The following is a 333-nucleotide window of genomic DNA, read 5'->3' as shown; positions in this document are numbered from 1 at the left end:
ACGGCATCCGGCATGTCGCGCTTGAACGCCTCGGCACCGGGTGGCAGGAAGAACGGATCGTTCTTGCCCCACACCGCGAGGAAGGGCGGCTTGTGGGTGCGGAAATAGGCCTGGAAGGCGGGGTAAAGCGCGACGTTGCTCTTGTAGTCGCCGAAGAGGTCGAGCTGGATCTCCTCATTGCCAGGGCGGGCGAGATAGAAGCTGTCCAGCGAATGGCCGTCGGGCGAGACCAGTTCCGCCGGCGCGCCATGCGTGTATTGCCAGGCAACCGCTTCCGGCTTGAGGAAGCCGCGCAGCGCCTCGCGGTTGGCGGGCGAAGGATCCAGGCAGTAG

The 333-nt window shown here is 65.5% G+C and carries 1 pseudogene; it reads right to left on the bottom strand.

From position 1 onward, the window contains the following. Positions 1-333: pseudogene (locus tag EN852_RS37415) on the bottom strand (alpha/beta hydrolase); the annotation flags it as partial.

Source organism: Mesorhizobium sp. M2E.F.Ca.ET.209.01.1.1 (assembly GCF_004010375.2).
Taxonomy (GTDB): Bacteria; Pseudomonadota; Alphaproteobacteria; order Rhizobiales; family Rhizobiaceae; genus Mesorhizobium.
The sequence above is the reverse complement of the archived record's forward strand: the minus strand, read 5'-3'. Positions and strand labels throughout refer to the sequence as shown.